This window comes from Bradyrhizobium sp. I71 (assembly GCF_022354745.1).
In the GTDB taxonomy this organism is placed as follows: Bacteria; Pseudomonadota; Alphaproteobacteria; order Rhizobiales; family Xanthobacteraceae; genus Bradyrhizobium; species Bradyrhizobium liaoningense.
The window spans coordinates 2,560,036-2,579,009 of record NZ_CP059398.1 but is presented as its reverse complement, the minus strand read 5'-3'; the positions used below and the strand labels follow the sequence as shown (position 1 = coordinate 2,579,009).

Genomic DNA, 18,974 nt, shown 5'->3' with positions numbered 1-18,974 from the left:
ATGGGCATCCTCGACAGCATCCCCCATGTCAAAGCGGTGTCGTCGCACCGACCCTGGCCGCGCGCCGTCGTGACGGAAGCGGGCTGGCAGGTGGCGATCGATCGGCTCGTCGAGGGGGGCCTCACACTGCTCGGCCTCTGGGGCGAGCCGACCGCGGTGCATATGGCGATGCTCGATGGGGGCTCGGCCGCGATCGCGGTCGTCACCTACGAGTGTACGGCCGGCACATTTCCAAGCGTCGCCAACCGTCATCCGCCGGCGCTTCGGCTGGAGCGGACCATCCATGATCTGTTCGGGCTTGTTCCGACCGCTGCTGACGATCTGCGGCCGTGGCTCGATCACGATGCCTGGGGTCAATCCTATCCGCTCTCCGGCCGCAACGCATCGCGCGACGTGCGCCCATACCGGTTCCTGCCGGCCGAGGGCGAGGCGTTGCACCAGGTGGCGGTCGGCCCGGTCCATGCCGGGATCATCGAGCCCGGCCATTTCCGCTTCACCGCCAATGGCGAGCATGTGGTGCGGCTGGAGCAGTGGCTCGGCTACACCCACAAGGGAATCGAGTCGCTGATGCACGGTGCGAGTCTCGAGGCTGCGGCAAAGCTCGCCAACCGCACCTCCGGCGACAGCGCCGTCGCCTATGCCTTCGCCTTTGCTTGTGCCGTGGAAGCCGCGCTGCAGATCGAGGTACCGAGGCAAGCGACCCTCTTGCGGGCGCTGATGGCCGAGCTGGAGCGGCTCGCCAACCATCTGGGTGACATCGGTGCCATCTGCAACGACGCCTCGTTCGCGCTGATGCATGCCCAGACCGGCATCTTGCGAGAGCGCTGTTTGCGCGCTGCGAACGTCGCGTTCGGCCATCGCCTGATGATGGATGTCATCGTGCCCGGTGGCGTGACGCGAGATATCGCGCCGGAAGGCGTTTCCGCGCTGCGCGCGCTGCTCGCGGAGCTACGCAAGGTCTTTCCGCGCTTGATCGAGCTCTATGACAATACGGCGTCCCTGCAGGACCGCACCGTCACCACGGGCATCGTGAAGGCGGAGTATGCGCGCCAGTTTGGCGCCGGCGGCTATGTCGGCCGCGCCTCTGGCCGCGATTTCGATGCGCGGCGCGCGCTGGCCTACATGCCTTACGACGCGCTATCGTTCGAGGTGCCCGTCCTGCAGGCCGGCGACGTGAACGCGCGGGTCTGGATCCGGATCCGCGAGGTCGAGCAGAGCGTCGCGTTGATCGAGCAGATTCTCGACCAGCTTGGGCCGGGCGGGCTCGAAACCGCGCTGCCAGCCAGGATCGGCGGCGGTGGCTGTGAAGGCATGGCGCTCACCGAGGCCTTCCGCGGCGACGTTCTGGTGTGGCTGCGGCTCGATGGCGAGTTGCGCGTCGAACGCTGCCACCTGCGCGACGCGTCGTGGTTCCAATGGCCGCTGCTGGAAACCGCGATCGAGGGCAACATCATTGCCGACTTCCCGCTCTGCAACAAATCGTTCAACTGTTCCTATTCGGGCGTGGACCTCTAAGCCATGCGCAAGACCCTGCTCGAAAGCCTCACCCATGGTTCTCTGACGGAGCCCGCTCCGGCGCCGGACGGTTCGGCGCTGGCCGAGCTTGCAGCGAAAGTCGACCGTGCTGCCCAGGCCCGGCTCGGGCGTTCTCTTGCCATTCGCGAGGTCGATGCCGGGTCCTGCAACGGCTGCGAGCTGGAGATCCATGCGCTGTCCAACGCCTTCTACGACATCGAACGTTTCGGCCTGCGATTCGTCGCCTCGCCGCGCCATGCCGACGTGCTGCTGGTCACGGGTCCTGTGACGAAGAACATGCGACAGGCGCTGGAGCGGACCTACAACGCGACGCCCGACCCGAAATGGGTCGTCGCGGTCGGCGGATGCGCGATCGATGGCGGCATTTTCAGAGGCAGCTACGCCTGCGCCGGCGGCGTGTCCGAGATCGTTCCGGTGGATTTGCACATCAAGGGCTGCCCGCCGTCGCCGACGGACTTGTTGAAGGGCCTGCTCGCGCTGCTGGAGCACGTTAGCGTCAAGCGGTAGGCCGCACCTACACGCTCCGTCACTGCGAGAGCCCTGGGTTCCCCACTTTGCGGCGAACGACGACTGTCTCGTGGCGGGACAGATGTCCAAGGCCATCATGGATAGGCAGAGCCGCGATGGCGTCGAGCAAGGCGAGCGAGCCTCAATCCACCAGGATCACCCGGATATCGTTTACGTTCGTCAGGGTCGGCCCCGACTGGAGCAGATCCCCCGTGGCCTCGAAGAACGAGGTCGCGTCGTTGTTGTCGAGATAGGCCTGCGGCTGCAGTCCCTGCGCCTTCATCCTTGCGAACGTTGCCGCGTCGATCAGCGCGCCGGCGGGGTCGGTGGGATTGCCGGCGCCGCCGTCGGCGCCGTCGGTGTCGCCGGCGAGCGCCGAGATGCCGGCGGTGTCCTGCAACAGGCCGGCGAGCGCCAGCGCGTATTCCTGGTTCGGTCCGCCGCGTCCCTGGCCACGCACGGTGACCGTGAGCTCGCCGCCTGAGAGGATGGCGATGCGCTTGCCTTGCGCACGTGCCTCGAGCGCCAGCCTGGCGTGATCGGCGGCGACCTCGCGCGCCTCGCCTTCGAGATCGGCGCCGAGATCGATGGTCTCGTAACCGGAGGCGCGCGCCATCTTCACCGCGGCGTCGAGCGACTGCTTGGGCCGCGCGATCAGCTCGAAAGTTGCGCGCCCGAAGGCCGCGTCGCCCGGTTTGCAGCTTTCATTGGCGGGATCGTCGAGCGCGCGGCGCACCGCATCGTCGACGTCGAGCTTGTACTTGGCCACGATCGCGCGCGCATCCGCCAGCGTCGTCGGATCCGGCACGGTGGGGCCGGACGCGATCGCGGAAGGGTCGTCATGCGGCACGTCGGAGATCGCGAGCGTGACGATCTCGGCGGCATTCCTGCCGGCGCGCGCCAGCCGCCCGCCCTTGATGCGCGACAGGTGCTTCCTGACGATGTTCATCTCGCCGATCGGCGCGCCCGAGCGCAGCAGCGCCTTGTTGACCGCCTGCTTCTGCGCGAAGCTGACGCCATTCGCCGGCGCGATCCAGTTGGCCGAGCCGCCTCCGGTGAGCAGCACCAGGAGCAGATCGTCAGGCCCGGCCTCGCCCGCGAGCGCGAGCGTGTCGGCGGCGCCTTTCAAGCCGGCTTCGTCAGGCACGGGATGGCCGGCCTCGACCACGCGGATGCGGCGGGTCGGCACACCGTAGCCATGGCGCGTGGTGGCGATGCCGACCAGCCGCTCCGGCGGGAGCTCGAGCGCGTCGAGATAGTGCCGCTCGGCCGCCGCGGCCATCGCGCCTGCGCCCTTGCCGGCGGCAAGGCAGATCACGCGTCCCCTGGGCGCGGGGCGCAGATGCGGCGCCAGGATCGTATTCGGATGGGCGGCGGCAACGGCGGCGTCGTAGAGCGCGCGGAGCAGGGGACGTCGGTCGGTCATGACGATGGCCTTCGGCAGACTGAAGTGGCGGCGACGAGGTCGCCGGTCAACTGCCTACCGCATCGTGCGCCAAAGCGTAAGCGGCCTCTGCCATCATTCGATTGTGCAATCGCGTGATCAAGACCGCCGCGCAAGCAGAAACCCCCTGCGCGACCGGGCGCAGGGGGTTCTCCGTCGTGCCTTTCAGGCGCCAGCTAGCCGCCGGCTTCCGCATTGATCACGTCGCCGAACAGCTCCCATCGCTCGCCCTTGAAGCGTTGCAGCTGCAGCGAGCTGATCGGGGCGAAATCGGTCGCCGACGTGTTGATCTTGATGCCGGGCAGCAGCGCTTCGGTGCGGAAGTCCTTCAGGCTCGCGGCCTGTTTCATGACGTTCGCGCGCGTGAGGTCGTCGCCGCAGTTCTTCAGCACCTGGACCAGCGTCTGTGCGACGCCGTAGCCGACGATCGTGCCGCCGTCGGTCTTGTCACCTTCGGGGAAGTACTTCGTCATGAAGTCGAGGAACGCCTTCATGCCCGCGTCGTTGGCCCATTGCGCGTCGGTAGTGTCCTTCAGATAGGCCGCCGAAATGATGCCTTGCGCGTTCTCGAAGCCCGCCGGCTTGATCACGCTTCCGACCGAGGCCGAGACGTTGTTCAGGAAGTGGATCGGCTTCCAGCCGATCTCGGCGTTCTTCTTGATCGCCTGCGCCGCGAATTTCGGCGTGGTGATGTTGATGAAGACGTCGGCGCCGGTCGCCTTCAGTTTGACGATGTGATTGTCGATGGTCGGCTCCGACGTCTCGTAGCTTTCCTCCAGCACGATCATGCTTGCGGCCTTGGCGCCGAGGCCGTCCTTCAGGCCCTTCAGGTAGTCCTTGCCGTAATCGTCGTTCTGGTAGAGCACGCCGATCTTGGCGTTGGGCAGCTCCTTCAGGATGTATTTGGCGTAGATCTGCGTCTCGCTCTGGTAGTTGGGCTGCCAGCCCATGGTCCAGGGGAAGTTCTGCGGATCGTTCCACTTGGTGGCGCCGGTGGCGACGAACAGCTGCGGCACCTTCTTCGAGTTCATGTATTTCTGGATCGCCGTGTTCGGCGGCGTACCGAGCGAGTTGAAGACGAGCAGCACCTCGTCGCTCTCGACTAGCTTGCGCGCCTGCTCCACCGTCTTCGGCGGTGAGTACGCGTCGTCGTAGGAGATGAAATTGATCTTGCGGCCGTTGATGCCGCCCTCGTCGTTGATCTTCTTGAAATAGGCGGCTTCGGTGCGCCCGATGATGCCGTAGGCGGAGGCCGGTCCGCTGTAAGGCATGATGTTGCCGATCTTGATCTCGGTGTCGGTCGCGCCGGTATCGTATTTCTTCTGGGCCGAGGCAGTTGAAGTCGAAGCCGCAATGAGCGCGAGCGCCAATGATGCGGCCGCGAGTTTGCCGGTGACAGCAGGCATTCCAATCTCCCTATTTTTCTTGGTGTGCGCGTCCCCTTTTCTTGTCTCGTTTTTTGGCGACGCGACCGCAATTCAATACGATTTGCCCGGAAGCTTCAAGGAAAAGCCCCTGCGGCAAGGCCGCAGGGGCTGCGTCTTTAGTCGATTGGGATGATATCTTTAGCAGCCGGTTAAGGTTAGCCGCCGACGTCGCCGCTCAAGATCTCGCCAAATCGCTCCCAATGCTCACCCTTGAAGCGGATCAATTGCAGCTGCGAGAGCGGCGCGAAATCGGAGGCCGACGTGTTGACCTTGATGCCCGGCAGCAGGCCGGCCGGCTCGAACTCCTTGATGTTGGCGGCCTGCTTCATGATGTTCTCGCGGGTCAGATTGTCACCGCAGGCCTTGAGCACGTGAACGAGACCCTGGGCCACGATGTAGCCGTACATCACCGAGGCGTCGGCGCGGTTCGCTTCCGGATAGTACTTGTCCAGGAATTCGTTCCAGCCAATCATCGCCTTGTCGTTCTTCCACTGCGCGTCGGTCGGATCCTTGAAATATTGCGACGAGATGATGTCCTGGGCGTTCTCGAAGCCGGCCGGCTTGATCACGCTGCCGATCGAGGCCGAGACGTTGTTGAGGAAATGCAGCGGCTTCCAGCCGATCTCGGCGTTCTTCTTGATGGCCTGCGCCGCGAATTTCGGCGTGGTGATGTTGAAGAAGATATCCGCGCCCGTCGCCTTCATCTTCACGATGTGGGAATCGATGGTTGGCTCGGAGACTTCGTAGCTGTCCTCAATGGCGATCATCGAGGCGGCCTTGGCGCCGAGCCCGTCCTTGAACCCCTTCAGATAGTCCTTGCCGTAGTCGTCGTTCTGGTAGAGCACGGCGATCTTGGCGTTCGGATGGTTCTTCAGGATGTACTTGGCATAGATGATCGACTCGATCTGGTAGTTGGGCTGCCAGCCCATCGTCCACGGGAAGTTCTGCGGATCGTTCCACTTGGTGGCCCCGGTGGCGACGAAGAGCTGCGGCACCTTCTTCGAGTTCATGTATTTCTGGATCGCCGTGTTGGGCGGCGTGCCGAGCGAGTTGAAGATCAACAGCACCTCGTCGCTTTCGACGAGCTTGCGCGCCTGTTCCACCGTTTTGGGCGGCGAGTAGGTGTCGTCATAGGTGATGAAATTGATCTTGCGGCCGTTGATGCCGCCCTCCGCATTGATCTTGCGGAAATAGGCCTCCTCGGTCTTGCCGATCACGCCGTAGGCGGAGGCGGGTCCGCTGTAGGGCATGATGTTGCCGATCTTGATTTCGGTGTCGGATGCGCCGGTGTCGTATTTCTTCTGCGCGGATGCTGCCGTGGAAAGAGCGACAGTCAACACGAGGGCAGCCGAGAAGGCCCCCAATCGCACATGCATTGCAGGCATCTTGATCTCCCTAGGTGGATTGAATGTGTCGTGTTCTTGATTGGGAGCGATCATTGGGCGCCGCTCCGACACCATTGAATACCCTTCTCAAGCGCGCAGCAAGCAGAACGCCCCCCGGCGCTGTCGCAGCGAGGTGCTTCTTTTTTGAGAGAGTGCGGAATATTCCGGCAGGCGAGATGAGGCGCGTCGCCAGTTCAGCTACGCTGAAGTTGTGTTGCGAAGTATGAGCTATTTCGAATTGAGCCGTCGCGGCGGTCAGTGGCCGACGTGGCTCGAGATGATGTCGCCGAACAGCTCCCATTTCCGGCCCTTGAACCGCATCATCTGGAGCTGTTCGATCGGAGCGAAATCGTCCGGCGCGGTATTGATCCTGATGCCGGGCAAGAGCGTATCGGGTTCGAAGTCCTTCAGGCTGGCGGCCTGCTTCATGACGTTCTCGCGGGTGAGATCGTCGCCGCACATCTGCAGCACCTTCACCATGGTCTGCGCGGCGGCATAGCCGAACACAACGCCGGCATCGAGCTTGTTGGCCTTGGGGTCATACTGGGCGAGGAAGTTGTAGAACTTCTTCATGCCGTCATCGGCATTCCACTGCGGATCGGAGCCGTCCTTGGTGTAGCTCGCCGACAGGACGCCTTGCGAGATCTCGAGCCCGGCCGGTTCGAGCACGCCGCCGACCGAGGCCGAGACGTTCGAGATGATGTGGACCGGATGCCAGTTGATCTCCGCCGCCTTCTTGATGCCCTGCGCCGTGAATTTCGGTGTGGTGATGCTGATGAAGACGTCAGCGCCGGAGGCTTTCAGTTTGACCACGTGCTCGTCGATCGCCGGCTCCGAGGTGCTGTAGGGCTCTTCCAGCACGATCATCGAAGCCTTGGGGCCGAGGCCCTCTTTCAGCCCGTTCAGATAGTCCTTGCCGAAATCGTCGTTCTGGTAGAGCACGCCGATCTTTCCTTCCGGCTTCTCCTTCATGATGTATTTGGCGTAGATGCGCGCCTCGCTCGCGTAGTTCGGCTGCCAGCCCATGGTCCAGGGGTATTGCTTGGGATCGTTCCATTTCGACGCGCCGCTCGCCACAAACAATTGCGGCACCTTCTTCTCGTTCATGTATTTGCGGATGGCGCTATTGGTGGAGGTGCCGAGCGAGCCGAAAATCAGCAGCACCCCGTCGCTCTCGACCAGCTTGCGCGCCTGCTCCACCGTCTTCGGCGGCGAATAGGCGTCGTCATAGGAGATGAATTTGATCTTGCGGCCGTTGATGCCGCCCTCGGCGTTGATCTTGTTGAAGTAGGCTTCCTCGGTCTTGCCGATCGCGGCATAGGCGGAGGCCGGTCCACTATAGGGCATGATGTTACCGATCTTGATCTCGGTATCGGAAGCGCCGTTGTCGTATTTCTTCTGCGCCAGCACTTCGCTGCTCATTGCAGTGCACAAGGCGAGCGCGACCCAGAGGGACGCAACCTGGAAACGAACGGCGACCATTGTTCTCCTTCCTCGGGGCGGATCGGTCGCATAGAACAAGATTGACGCTGGCCGTCAACAAAAAGCCCCCGCGGTCGCCCGCGGGGGCTTTTTACGTTGGATGATTGCGTCAGCGTGTCACTCGGAGGCGATATCGCCGCTGATGATCTCGCCGAACAGTTCCCACTTCTCGCCCTTGAAGCGCATCATCTGAAGCTGCGCAATCGGGGCGAAGTCGGTGGCGCTGGTGTTGATCTTGACGCCGGGCAGCAGGGTATCCGGCGCGAAGTCCTTCAGGCTCGCGGCCTGCTTCATGAGGTTGGCACGGGTGAGGTCGTCACCGCACATCTCCAGCACCTTGGCCAGGGTCGACGCGGCGCCGTAGCCATAGACCATGCTGGTGTCGGACTTGTCGGCGCCCGGCATGTACTTGTCGACGAACTCGTTCCACCTCTTCATGCCGGGATCGTTGGCCCATTGCGGGTCGGTGGAGTCCTTGGCGTAGGCTGCCGACAACACGCCCTGCGCGCTTTCGAATCCGGCCGGCTTCATCACGCTGCCAACCGAGATCGACACGTTGGTGAGGATCTGGAGCGGCTTCCAGTTGAGCTCGGCGGTCTTCTTGATGGTCTGGGCCGCGAACTTCGGCGTGGTGTAGATCAGGAGCACGTCGGGATTGGCCGCCTTGATCTTGACGATGTGACCGTCGATCGACGGCTCGGAGATCTCGTAGCTCTCTTCCATGATGATCATGGACGAGGCCTTCGCGCCGAGACCGTCCTTGGTGCCCTTGAGGTAGTCTTTGCCGAAATCGTCGTTCTGATAGAGGATCGCGATCTTGGCGTCCGGCTTCTCCTTCATCAGCCATTTGGCATAGATGTGCGCTTCGCTCTGGTAGGAGGGCTGCCAGCCCATGGTCCAGGGGAAGTTCTTCGGATCGTTCCACTTGGTCGCGCCGGTGGCGACGAACAGCTGCGGGATCTTCTTGGCGTTGAGGTATTTCTGGATCGCCGTGTTCGAGGGCGTGCCGAGCGGGTTGAAGACGGCCAGCACCTCGTCGCTCTCGACCAGCTTGCGGACCTGCTCGACGGCCTTCGGCGGCGAATAGCCGTCGTCATAGGTTATGAAGTTGATCTTGCGACCGTTGATGCCGCCCTTGTCGTTGACCATCCTGAAATAGGCCTCTTCGGTCTTGCCGATGATGCCATAGGCCGAGGCCGGACCGCTGTACGGCATGATGTTGCCGATCTTGATCTCGGTATCGGACGCGCCGGTGTCGTATTTCTTCTGGGCGAGTGCAGCGCCGGAGGTGAGGGTGACGGCCGCCGTTGCCGTGACCAGCGCGGCGGCTCGCAGTGTTCTTCCGAAAAGCAATTGGGTCTCCTTGGTTAAACGACAGTCCTTGAGAGTTTTCAGTTCTTCCTGAGCTTGCCGACGAGTTGCTGGCCCAGGACCGCGATCTGCCTCGCGCCATGCGGCACGAGGTAGATGACGAGGAACAACAGCACGCCGAACACCGCGCCGGAGAGGCCCTTGGAGATGCTTTCCGCCATGTTCGGCACGAAGATGATGAAGGCCGCACCGACGAACGAGCCGGGCAGCCAGCCGACGCCGCCGACCACCATGCCGAGGAACAGCGAGATCGCGAGCGTGATGGTGTAGCTGTCGGGCGCGACGAATTGCACGGCGATGGCGCCAAGCGAGCCGGCAACGCCGGTGATGCCGGCGGACACCCCGAAAGCCAGCGTCTTGTAGAGTGCGACGTTGACACCCATCGAGGAGGCCGCGATCTCGTTGTCGCGGATCGCCATGAAGGCGCGCCCCGAGCGGGAGCGCAGCAGGTTCACCGAGAAGATGTAGATCGCGATAGTCACGGCGAGCGTGAAGTAGTACAGCCACATGTCCTGCGACATCGGCAGGCCGAACGGTGCGTCCGGCTTGGTGACGACGAGGCCCTGCACGCCGCCGGTCCAGTGCTCGAGGAAGTTCAGCTTCAACAGCTGCGGCATCGCGGTGGCGAGCGCGAAGGTCGCGAGCGCGAGATAGACGCCCGACAGCCGCAGCGCCGGCTTGCCGAACAGGTAGCCGAATCCGAAGCAGATCGCGGCGGAAATCGGAATGGTCAGCGCGTAGTTGACGTTGGCGTGCTCCATCAGCACCGCCGAGGTGTAGGCGCCGACGGCGTAGAACGCGCTCTGGCCGAGCGAGAACTGGCCGGAGCCGCCGGTCAGGATGTTCAGCGCCAGCACGGCGAGCCCGTAGATCAGGAGCATCGTCATCTGGAAGATGATGAAGTTCTTGACGAACATCGGCACGACCAACAGCGCCGCCAGCACCACCAGCGAGGTGCCGGTGCCCAGCGTCATGGCGCGCTTCGGAACGGCCTCGACCGCCTGGTGGCCTTCGGCGACGACTTCTTCTGCAGCGCTCATGATCAAACTCGCTTGACGATGTGCCGGCCGAACAGGCCAGCGGGTTTGACGACCAGGACGGAGATGATCAGCGCGAGCGCGATCGGGAGCTTCAGTTCGTTGCCGACGCCGGGGATGTAGGTGCCGGCGAGGTTCTCGAAGACGCCGACCAGGAAGCCGCCGACCACGGCGCCGAACGGGCTGCTCAATCCGCCGAGCACCGCCGCGGCGAAGCCGTAGATCAGGACGCCGCCCATCATGTTGGGCTCGAGGAACACGACCGGGGCGATCAGCATGCCGGCGATCGAGCCGATCGCGGTCGCCATGCCCCAGCCGAGCGCGATCATCCAGCTCGTGTTGATGCCGACGAGGCGGGCCGATTCAGGCACCGAGGCGGCGGCGCGCATCGCAAGGCCGATCCGGGTGTACTGGAAGAAGAAGTAGAGGCCGAGCAAGAGCAGCACGGTGACGCCGATCATGCCGGCCTGGTGCGTCGAGATCAGCTGGCTGCCCAGGAACGGCGAGGAGCCGAACGGGGTCGGGTACTGCTTGATGGTGAAGTCCCAAATCAGGCCGGCCGAGGAGTTGATGATCGCAAACAGTGCGATGAAGCCGGCGACGTTGGTCAGCACCGGCGCCTTGGCGAGCGGCTTGAACAGGATGCGCTCGATCGCGATGCCGGCGACGAAGGAGAATGCCAGCGTCATCAGGAAGGCCGCCCAATAGGACACGCCCCACTGCATCAGCTGCCAGGAGATGAAGGTCGAGAACATCGCCATCTCGCCTTGCGCGAAATTGAGATGGTCGATGGCCTGGTAGATCATGACCACGGCGAGCGCCATGCAGGCGTAGATCGCGCCCGTGGCGATGCCGGCCAGGACCTGGTTGGTGAACAGTTCCATTGTCCCGGCTCCCTCAGTAACCCAGATAGGATTTGCGGATTTCTTCGTTGTTCGCGATGTCCTTGGCTTTGCCCGACATCACGATCCGACCGGTCTCGATCACATAGGCCTGGTCGGCGAGCTCGAGCGCAAGCTGGGCGTTCTGTTCGACCACCAGGATCGACACCTTGTCCTCGCGGTTGATCTTGCCGAGGATGCCGAACAGATCGCGCACCACCAGCGGCGCGAGGCCGAAGGACGGCTCGTCCAGCAGCATCAGCCGCGGCCGCAGCATCAGGGCGCGGGCGACGGCGAGCATCTGCTGCTCGCCGCCGGACAGCGTGCCGGCCACCTGGGTGTGCCGCTGCTTCAGCACCGGGAAGTGGGCGTACATGCGCTCGATGTCGGAGACGATGCCGGCGCTGTCCTTGCGGGTGATGGCCCCTAACTGCAGGTTCTCCTCCACCGTCATGGTGGTGAAGGTGCCGCGGCCCTGCGGCACGTGGGCGATGCCGAACCGCACGATGCTTTCGGTCGAGCGGTTGTTCAGAGGCTTGCCTTCGAACTCGATCGCTCCGGTCGAGCGCACCATGTTGCAGATCGCGCGCAGTGTCGTGGTCTTGCCGGCGCCGTTGGCGCCCAGCAGCGTCACCAGCGAACCCTCGTTGAGCGAGAAGGACAGGCCATGGAGTGCCTGGACCTGGCCGTAATAGGCGCGCAGGTCCTTGACGTTGAGCAGCGTCGTCATTGGTCCTTGCTCCCGAGATACGCCTTGATGACGTCGGGGTCGGCCTGCACCTGGGCGGGCGTCCCCTCCGCGAGCTTCTTGCCGAAATTCAGCGCGACGACGTGGTCGGCGATCGACATCACGAGGCCCATGTGGTGCTCGACCAGGAGCACGGTCATGTGGCGCTCGTCGCGAATGCGGCGGATGAGAGCTCCGAGCACGTAGACTTCCTCGTGGTTGAGGCCGCCGGCAGGCTCGTCGAGCAGCAGGATCTTCGGATCGGCCGCGAGCGCGCGCGCCAGCTCGACCCGCTTCTGCGTACCGAAGGGCAGGCCGGAGACGATGGTGTGAGCGACGTCCTCGAGGTCGAGATAGGCGAGGATCTCGTGCACCTTCTTGTTGACGCTGGTCTCGCTGCGCCGGACCCAGGCAAGCCTCAGGGAGTCGCTGATGATGTCGCTGGAGGTCTTCGAATGCGCGCCGACGCGGACATTGTCCATCACCGAGAGGTTCGGGAACAGCGCCACGTTCTGGAAGGTGCGGCCGATGCCGATCTCGGCGATGCGGTGCGGCGGCCGCGACAGGATGCTCACGCCGTCCAGCAGGATGTCGCCGGACGACGGCTGGTACAGCCGTGAAAGGCAATTGAAGAGCGTGGTCTTGCCGGCGCCGTTGGGGCCGATCAATCCGAGGATCTGGCCCTTGTGCATGTCGAAGGACACGCCGTTGAGCGCGATGATGCCGCCGAACACGACGCTGACGTCGCGAACCGCGAGCAGGGGCGATGTCCCCCGCGCGAGCTGTGCCTGCGTCATGTCGTCTCGCTCACGTCGTTCAGTGAGCGATGGGGCGATGCGAACCGCTCCCGATGATGACAAAGGCTATCTGAACCCCTCGGCCACACGCGCAACTTTTCCTCCTGATTTCAGCTTTTTGCTGTTGTCTTTTTTTGAATGCGGCATCAGACCCCCGAGCGCCGCTTCGATGTTCCTTACCATCGCCAGCAGACGCGGTCCAATGTCGTTGATCAAACGCTCTTCCGTGAAGCGGAATGCTGGCGCGCCGCAATTGAATGCGTAAGGTCCGGTTCCGTCGTTGAGCTTGAGCGCGACGCCGGCCGCGCCGATGTCGTCGTGCCAGTCGCCGACCGAGATCGCAAAACCGTATTTCGCGACCGTTTCGCCGGAACGTTCCAATCCTTCGCGCATCTTCGGCCAGCGGCTGCCGTAATGTTCGCGCAGAATGCGCGACACTTCAGCGCGACTCTCGTCGTCGAGCGCCCAGAAATAGGCACGGCCCATCGCACTGGTTGCAATCGGCACGCGCGAGCCGACGTCAAGTTGAACGCCGACCGTCTCGCTGCCGCGGCTCTGCCCGAAATAGATCATGCTGTGACGGTCGCGGCCGCCGACGGCGACGGCGCCACCGGTCGCGCGCATCACTTCCTCGCGGAACGGCTCCGACAAGTGCCGAACGCCCAGATTGGCCAACGCCGCATAACCGAGCGACATCGCTGCGGGTGCGAGCTGGTACTTCTCGAAGCGGGGAACCGGCGTCAGATAGCCGAGCTTGGTCAACGTGTAGGTCAGCCGCGACACGGTCGGCTTGGGCAGGTTGGTGCGGGCCGCAATCTCCTGATTGCCGAGCAGGCCGTCATTGGGTTGGAACGCGCGCAATACATCCAGTCCGCGGGAAAGCGCGACGACGAAATTCCGATCGGTCGCAGTCTTCTTTCCTGTACGCTTCATCCCTGATCTGCTTCTTGCGCGGAGTCGTTGACAACGTCCGTGCTTCAAAATAACCCTGCCGTCAAGATGCGGAATTAAATTCCGCACTGCGAAATCGAACAAAAGCAAATCCTCACCAAGGAGGGACACCGTGAGCGAAGTGGTCAAGCTTGAGCGTCATGACGAGGTCGGCATCGTCACGGTCAACAGCCCGCCGGTCAATGCGCTGAGTGCCGCAGTCCGCGGCGGCATTCTGGAATGCATCAAGGCCGCGATCGCCGATCCCGCCATCAAGGGCATCGTGCTGACCTGCGCCGGCCGCACCTTCATTGCGGGCGCCGACATCACCGAATTCGGCAAGCCGCCGAAGCCGCCGGCCCTCAACGACGTGCTGTCCGAGATCGAGAATTCGCCCAAGCCCGTCGTTGCCGCGATCCACGGCACCGCCCTCGGCGGCGGCCTCGAGGTCGCGCTCGCCTGTCATTTCCGTGTCGCGGTGAAAGAGGCCAAGCTCGGCCTGCCCGAGGTGAAGCTGGGCCTGTTGCCCGGCGCCGGTGGAACCCAGCGCCTGCCGCGCGCGGTCGGGCCTGAGCTCGCAGTCAAGATGATCGTCGGCGGCGACCCGATCGGCGCCGCCGAAGCGCTGAAGAGCGGCCTGATCGAGGAGATCGTCGAGGGGCCGGCCTCGGGCGGCGAAGCCTTCGTGCGCAAGCTGCTGGCCGAGAAGCGCCCGCTGCGCCGCCTGCGCGACGACGATTCCAAGATCGCGGCCGCCAAGGCCGACCGCTCGATCTTCACCAATGCCGTCGCCGCCATGACCAAGAAGTCGCGCGGCCTGGAAGCGCCGTTCGCGGCGGCGGACGCCGTCGGCTACGCCATCGACCTTCCGTTCGACGAAGGGTTGAAGAAGGAGCGCGAGGGCTTCCTGAAGCTCGTCGCCAGCGACCAGTCCAAGGCGCAGCGCTATGCGTTCTTCGCCGAGCGCGAAGCCGCCAAGATCGCGGGTGTCCCCGAAGGCACCAAGTCGCGCCCCGTGAACCGCGTCGCCATTCTCGGCGCCGGCACCATGGGCGGCGGCATCGCGATGTCGTTCGCCAATGCCGGCATCCCCGTCACCCTGATCGAGACCGCCGAGGAGCAGCTCAAGCGCGGCATGGGCATCATGCAGAAGAACTGGGAAGCGACCGCGGCGCGCGGCGGCATCCCGGCAGACGCGCCCGCCAAGCGCATGGCGCTGATCGACGGCAAGGTCGGCATCGAGAATGTCGGCGACGCCGACCTCGTCATCGAGGCCGTGTTCGAGACCATGGCGGTGAAGAAGGAAGTGTTCGGCAAGCTCGACCAGTACGCCAAGCCGGGCGCGGTGCTCGCCTCCAACACCTCGTACCTGAACATCGACGAGATCGCGAAGTCGACCAAGCGTCCGCAGGACGTGCTCGGCATGCACTTCTTCTCGCCGGCCAACGTCATGAAGCTGTGCGAGATCGTGCGCGCCGACAAGACCGCGCCGGACGCGCTCGTGACGGCCGTCACGATCGCGCGCAAGATCGCAAAAGTGCCGGCCGTGGTCGGCGTCTGCGACGGCTTCGTCGGCAACCGCATGCTGGCCCAGCGCGGCAAGCAGTCCGAGAAGCTGCTGTTCGAGGGTGCCTTGCCGCAGCAGGTCGACGCCGTGGTGACAAAATTCGGCATGCCGATGGGCCCGTTCGCGATGGGCGACCTCGCCGGCCTCGACATCGGCTGGCGCTCGCGCAAGGACCGCGGCATCAAGTCGGAGATCGCGGACGCGCTGTGCGAAGCCGGCCGCTTCGGCCAGAAGACCGGCAAGGGCTACTACAAGTATGAAGCCGGCAGCCGCGCCCCGCTGCCCGATCCCGAGGTCGAGAAGCTGATCGACGAGACGCTTGCCCGCCTCGGCCGCAAGAAGCGCGTCGTCAGCGACGAGGAGATCCTCGAGCGCATGATGTATCCGATGATCAACGAGGGCGCGAAAATCCTGGAAGAGGGGATCGCGGCGCGTCCTAGCGACATCGACGTGGTCTGGCTCTACGGCTATGGCTGGCCGATCTACCGCGGCGGCCCGATGTTCTGGGCCGACAGCGTCGGCCTCAAGCACATCGCCGATCGCCTGTCGTTCTACGCCAAGGAGACCAACGACCCGAGCCTCGAGCCCGCCCCGCTGCTGAAGAAGCTCGCGGCCGAAGGCAAGACGTTCGCGTCGCTGGCCGCGGCGTCGAAGGCGGCGTGATCGGATTGGGATCGGTGGCTACGATCAGTCGTTCCGGGCGACGCTCTCTCCGTTCCCTCCCCCCTTGCGGGGGAGGGGCAGGGAGGGGGGTAGCCCCGGGCGAGGTCAGCGTTTGTGGCTACCCCCTTCCCCAACCCCTCCCCGCAAGGGGGAGGGGAGCCCGTCCGCCGGTGCCCGCCTCACGCGACCCGGCCATTATCGCTTTGCAGAGTCTCGATCGCCTATGACCCATCCCGGCGAACAGTTTTACCCCGAGGGCGTGCGGTGGGACGACACCATCGTTCAGGGCACGCTCCCGGATCTCCTGACGAAAGCCGCCGCTGAGTACGGCCCGCGCACCGCGCTCGAGTTCCGGGACCGTCCGATCACCTACGCCGGGCTCGCAGCACAGGCCGAGCGCGCGGCAGCGGCGTTCCTGCGCGCCGGCTGCGGCAGGAACTCTTCCGTCGCGCTGTTCCTCGGCAACACGCCGGACCATCCCGTCAATTTCTTCGGCGCGCTGAAGGCGGGCGCCCGCGTAGCCCATCTGTCCCCGCTCGACGGCGAGATCGCGCTGACGCACAAGGTCTCGGACTCCGGCTCTCGCCTGCTCGTCACCTCGAACCTCCAGGCCTTGCTGCCGACCGCGCTGAAATTCCTGGAGAAGGGGCTGATCGACCGCCTGGTCGTCTGCGAGGACGATCATTGGGGCAAGGTCGGCACGCCGCAGGCGGCGATCCCCGACGATCCCCGCATCGTCACCTTCAAGACCTTCGTCGAGGGCGCCGCCGTGCCGGCGCAATGGCCGACAGTGACCGCAGACGACGTCGCGCTGCTGCAATATACCGGCGGCACCACCGGCCTGCCCAAGGGCGCCATGCTGACGCACGGCAATCTCACCGCGGCGGTGTCGATCTACGACGTCTGGGGCAAGCCGTCGCGCGCGGCGCGTGGCGAGACGATCGAGCGCGTGATCTGCGTGCTGCCGCTGTTCCACATCTACGCGCTCACCGTGGTGCTGTTGTCCTCGCTCAGCCGCGGCAATCTGATCTCGCTGCACCAGCGCTTCGACGTCGAAGCGGTGATGCGCGACATCGAGGTCAAGCGCGCGACCTACTTTCCGGGCGTGCCGACGATGTGGATCGCGATCGCCGCGCTCCCGGACCTCGACAAGCGCGACTTCTCCTCGCTTGCCACCATCGGCTCCGGCGGCGCGCCGCTGCCGGTCGAGATCGCGAATTTCTTCGAGCGCAAGGTCGGCAAGAAGCTGCGCAGCGGCTGGGGCATGACCGAGACCTGCTCGCCCGGCACCGGCCATCCGCCTGACGGTCCCGAGAAGCCGGGCTCGATCGGCCTGATGCTGCCCGGCATCGAGCTCGACGTCGTTGCGCTCGACGATCCGACAAAGGTGCTGCCGCCAGGCGAAGTCGGCGAGATCCGCATCAAGGGCCCGAACGTCACTGGCGGCTACTGGAACAGGCCGGAAGGATCCACGGATGCCTTCGTCGACGGCCGCTTCCTCACCGGCGACATCGGCTATGTCGACACCGACGGCTATTTCTTCCTGGTCGACCGCAAGAAGGACATGATCATCTCCGGCGGCTTCAACGTCTATCCGCAGATGATCGAGCAGGCGATCTACACCATATCAGGCGTGCACGAGGTGATCGTGCTCGGCATCCCCGACCAGTACCGCGGCGAGGCCGCAAAGGCCTTCATCAAGCTGAAGCCCGGCGCAAAGCCGTTCTCGCTCGACGAGCTGCGCGCGCAGCTCAACGGCAAGCTCGGCAAGCACGAACTGCCGGCCGCGGTCGAGTTCGTCGACGATCTGCCGCGCACGCCGGTCGGAAAATTGTCGCGCCACGAATTGCGCCAGCAGCAGAAACCGTCACAATCCACCAGAACCGCATCAGGAGTCCGTTCTTGACCGACGCCGTCATCGTTTCCACCGCCCGCACCCCGATCGGCAAGGCCTATCGCGGCGCGCTCAATGCCACCGAGGGCGCAACCCTGCTCGGCCACGCCATCGGCGAGGCCGTCGCGCGCGCCAAGATCGATCCGAAGGAGATCGAGGACGTCGTGATGGGCGCCGCCCTCCAGCAGGGCGCGACCGGCGGCAACATCGCGCGCAAGGCGCTGCTGCGCGCCGGCCTTCCCGTCACCGTCGCCGGCACCACCATCGACCGGCAATGCGCCTCCGGTCTTCAGGCCATCGCGCTGGCCGCGCGTTCGGTGCTCTTCGACGGCGTCGAGATCGCGGTTGGCGGCGGCGGCGAGTCGATCTCGCTGGTGCAGAACGACAAGATGAACGGCTTCCACGCCCAGGACCCCGCGCTGCTCAAGATCAAGGGCGAGGTCTACATGCCCATGATCGACACCGCGGAAGTCGTCGCCAAGCGCTACGGCATCTCGCGCGAACGCCAGGACGAATATTCGCTGGAGAGCCAGCGCCGCACCGCGGCCGCACAACAGGGCGGCAAGTTCAAGGACGAGATCGCCCCGATCACCACGCAGATGGCGGTCACCGACAAGGCGACCGGCGCCGTCTCGATGAAGGAGGTCACGCTGTCGCAGGACGAGGGTCCGCGCCCCGAGACCACCGCCGAAGGCCTCGCCGGCCTGAAGCCCGTGCGCGGCGACGGCTTCAGCATCACCGCCGGCAACGCCAGCCAGCTCTCCGACGGCGCCAGCGCCTGCGTGATCATGAGCGACAAGGAAGCTTCCAAGCGCGGCCTCAAACCGCTCGGCATCTTCCGCGGCTTCGTCTCCGCCGGCTGCGAGCCGGACGAGATGGGCATCGGCCCGGTCTTCGCCGTGCCGCGCCTCCTGAAGCGCCACGGCCTCACCGTCGACGACATCGGCCTGTGGGAGCTCAACGAGGCCTTCGCCGTGCAGGTGCTGTATTGCCGCGACAAGCTCGGCATCGACCCCGACAAGATCAACGTCGACGGCGGCGCGATCGCAGTCGGCCATCCCTACGGCATGTCCGGCGCGCGCCTGACCGGCCACGCCCTGATCGAAGGCCGCCGCCGCAAGGCCAAGTACGCGGTCGTCACCATGTGCGTCGGCGGCGGCATGGGCGCGGCGGGGTTGTTCGAGGTGCTGCAGTAACGGGGTCCGTCGTTCCGGGGCATTCGCGCAAGCGAATGAACCCGGAACCTCGAGCCAAAACTTCTGGATTCCGGGTTCGCGCTTCGCGCGCCCCGGAATGACGAATAGGGAACAACGTTCACAGGAGGAT

15 protein-coding genes are annotated in these 18,974 nt (G+C 64.6%); 5 read left to right on the top strand and 10 right to left on the bottom strand.

All coding sequences use genetic code 11. The features are described from left to right. Both FJV43_RS12685 and nuoB read left to right on the top strand, forming a co-directional pair. Window positions 1-1,515, top strand: a complete 1,515-nt coding sequence (locus tag FJV43_RS12685) for a nickel-dependent hydrogenase large subunit (RefSeq protein WP_239627393.1) — start codon at window positions 1-3, stop codon at window positions 1,513-1,515. 3 nt (window positions 1,516-1,518) lie between these two features. Continuing rightward, complete coding sequence (nuoB, locus tag FJV43_RS12680) at window positions 1,519-2,043, top strand: NADH-quinone oxidoreductase subunit NuoB (RefSeq protein WP_239627391.1); 525 nt, start codon at window positions 1,519-1,521, stop codon at window positions 2,041-2,043. A gap of 142 nt (window positions 2,044-2,185) precedes the next feature. On the opposite strand, the gene FJV43_RS12675 is transcribed toward nuoB, so the two are convergent. The 10 genes from FJV43_RS12675 to FJV43_RS12630 all read right to left on the bottom strand — a co-directional run bounded on the left by FJV43_RS12675 (window position 2,186) and on the right by FJV43_RS12630 (window position 13,527). Beyond that, complete coding sequence (locus tag FJV43_RS12675) at window positions 2,186-3,469, bottom strand: glycerate kinase (RefSeq protein ID WP_239627390.1); 1,284 nt, start codon at window positions 3,467-3,469, stop codon at window positions 2,186-2,188. A 194-nt stretch (window positions 3,470-3,663) separates the two neighbouring features. Continuing rightward, complete coding sequence (locus FJV43_RS12670) at window positions 3,664-4,893, bottom strand: ABC transporter substrate-binding protein (protein WP_194390000.1); 1,230 nt, start codon at window positions 4,891-4,893, stop codon at window positions 3,664-3,666. 176 nt (window positions 4,894-5,069) lie between these two features. Then, window positions 5,070-6,299 carry an ABC transporter substrate-binding protein gene (locus FJV43_RS12665; protein ID WP_239627388.1) on the bottom strand — a complete coding sequence of 410 codons (1,230 nt, stop codon included), beginning with the start codon at window positions 6,297-6,299 and terminating at the stop codon, window positions 5,070-5,072. Window positions 6,300-6,554: 255 nt separating this feature from the next. Beyond that, window positions 6,555-7,781, bottom strand: coding sequence for an ABC transporter substrate-binding protein (locus FJV43_RS12660; RefSeq protein WP_239627386.1), 1,227 nt, complete (start codon window positions 7,779-7,781; stop codon window positions 6,555-6,557). Between the two features lie 117 nt (window positions 7,782-7,898). Beyond that, entirely contained in the window at window positions 7,899-9,134 is a 1,236-nt protein-coding gene (locus tag FJV43_RS12655; RefSeq protein WP_239627385.1) for an ABC transporter substrate-binding protein, read from the bottom strand. Between the two features lie 38 nt (window positions 9,135-9,172). Further along, window positions 9,173-10,192 (bottom strand): branched-chain amino acid ABC transporter permease, encoded by a 1,020-nt coding sequence (locus FJV43_RS12650; protein WP_028179411.1) that lies wholly within the window; start codon window positions 10,190-10,192, stop codon window positions 9,173-9,175. Between the two features lie 2 nt (window positions 10,193-10,194). Further along, window positions 10,195-11,073, bottom strand: a complete 879-nt coding sequence (locus FJV43_RS12645; protein ID WP_194389995.1) for a branched-chain amino acid ABC transporter permease — start codon at window positions 11,071-11,073, stop codon at window positions 10,195-10,197. Window positions 11,074-11,086: 13 nt separating this feature from the next. After that, a complete protein-coding gene (locus FJV43_RS12640) occupies window positions 11,087-11,800 on the bottom strand; it encodes an ABC transporter ATP-binding protein (protein ID WP_025033919.1) in 714 nt (237 codons plus the stop codon). Further along, complete coding sequence (locus FJV43_RS12635) at window positions 11,797-12,594, bottom strand: ABC transporter ATP-binding protein (RefSeq protein WP_061881012.1); 798 nt, start codon at window positions 12,592-12,594, stop codon at window positions 11,797-11,799. The genes FJV43_RS12640 and FJV43_RS12635 overlap by 4 nt, the downstream gene beginning before the upstream one ends. Before the next feature lie 66 nt (window positions 12,595-12,660). Next, a complete protein-coding gene (locus tag FJV43_RS12630; RefSeq protein ID WP_197964862.1) occupies window positions 12,661-13,527 on the bottom strand; it encodes an IclR family transcriptional regulator in 867 nt (288 codons plus the stop codon). 130 nt (window positions 13,528-13,657) lie between these two features. Between FJV43_RS12630 and FJV43_RS12625 the strand changes: the two genes are divergently transcribed. From FJV43_RS12625 to FJV43_RS12615, 3 genes are all read left to right on the top strand, one after another. Further along, window positions 13,658-15,754 (top strand): 3-hydroxyacyl-CoA dehydrogenase NAD-binding domain-containing protein, encoded by a 2,097-nt coding sequence (locus FJV43_RS12625; protein WP_239627383.1) that lies wholly within the window; start codon window positions 13,658-13,660, stop codon window positions 15,752-15,754. 223 nt (window positions 15,755-15,977) lie between these two features. Then, window positions 15,978-17,660 (top strand): dicarboxylate--CoA ligase PimA, encoded by a 1,683-nt coding sequence (gene pimA, locus FJV43_RS12620; RefSeq protein WP_239627381.1) that lies wholly within the window; start codon window positions 15,978-15,980, stop codon window positions 17,658-17,660. After that, window positions 17,657-18,844, top strand: coding sequence for an acetyl-CoA C-acyltransferase (locus tag FJV43_RS12615; RefSeq protein ID WP_239627380.1), 1,188 nt, complete (start codon window positions 17,657-17,659; stop codon window positions 18,842-18,844). Before pimA ends, FJV43_RS12615 begins: the two co-directional genes overlap by 4 nt. Window positions 18,845-18,974: the final 130 nt, after the last annotated feature.

Coding starts and splice junctions, on each gene's coding strand:
- FJV43_RS12665 (WP_239627388.1), bottom strand. CDS start 6,299: ATGCCTGCAATGCATGTGCGATTGGGGGCCTTCTCGGCTGCCCTCGTG.
- pimA (WP_239627381.1), top strand. CDS start 15,978: ATGACCCATCCCGGCGAACAGTTTTACCCCGAGGGCGTGCGGTGGGAC.
- FJV43_RS12635 (WP_061881012.1), bottom strand. CDS start 12,594: ATGACGCAGGCACAGCTCGCGCGGGGGACATCGCCCCTGCTCGCGGTT.
- FJV43_RS12660 (WP_239627386.1), bottom strand. CDS start 7,781: ATGGTCGCCGTTCGTTTCCAGGTTGCGTCCCTCTGGGTCGCGCTCGCC.
- FJV43_RS12650 (WP_028179411.1), bottom strand. CDS start 10,192: ATGAGCGCTGCAGAAGAAGTCGTCGCCGAAGGCCACCAGGCGGTCGAG.
- FJV43_RS12630 (WP_197964862.1), bottom strand. CDS start 13,527: ATGAAGCGTACAGGAAAGAAGACTGCGACCGATCGGAATTTCGTCGTC.
- FJV43_RS12640 (WP_025033919.1), bottom strand. CDS start 11,800: ATGACGACGCTGCTCAACGTCAAGGACCTGCGCGCCTATTACGGCCAG.
- FJV43_RS12645 (WP_194389995.1), bottom strand. CDS start 11,073: ATGGAACTGTTCACCAACCAGGTCCTGGCCGGCATCGCCACGGGCGCG.
- FJV43_RS12670 (WP_194390000.1), bottom strand. CDS start 4,893: ATGCCTGCTGTCACCGGCAAACTCGCGGCCGCATCATTGGCGCTCGCG.
- FJV43_RS12675 (WP_239627390.1), bottom strand. CDS start 3,469: ATGACCGACCGACGTCCCCTGCTCCGCGCGCTCTACGACGCCGCCGTT.
- nuoB (WP_239627391.1), top strand. CDS start 1,519: ATGCGCAAGACCCTGCTCGAAAGCCTCACCCATGGTTCTCTGACGGAG.
- FJV43_RS12685 (WP_239627393.1), top strand. CDS start 1: ATGGGCATCCTCGACAGCATCCCCCATGTCAAAGCGGTGTCGTCGCAC.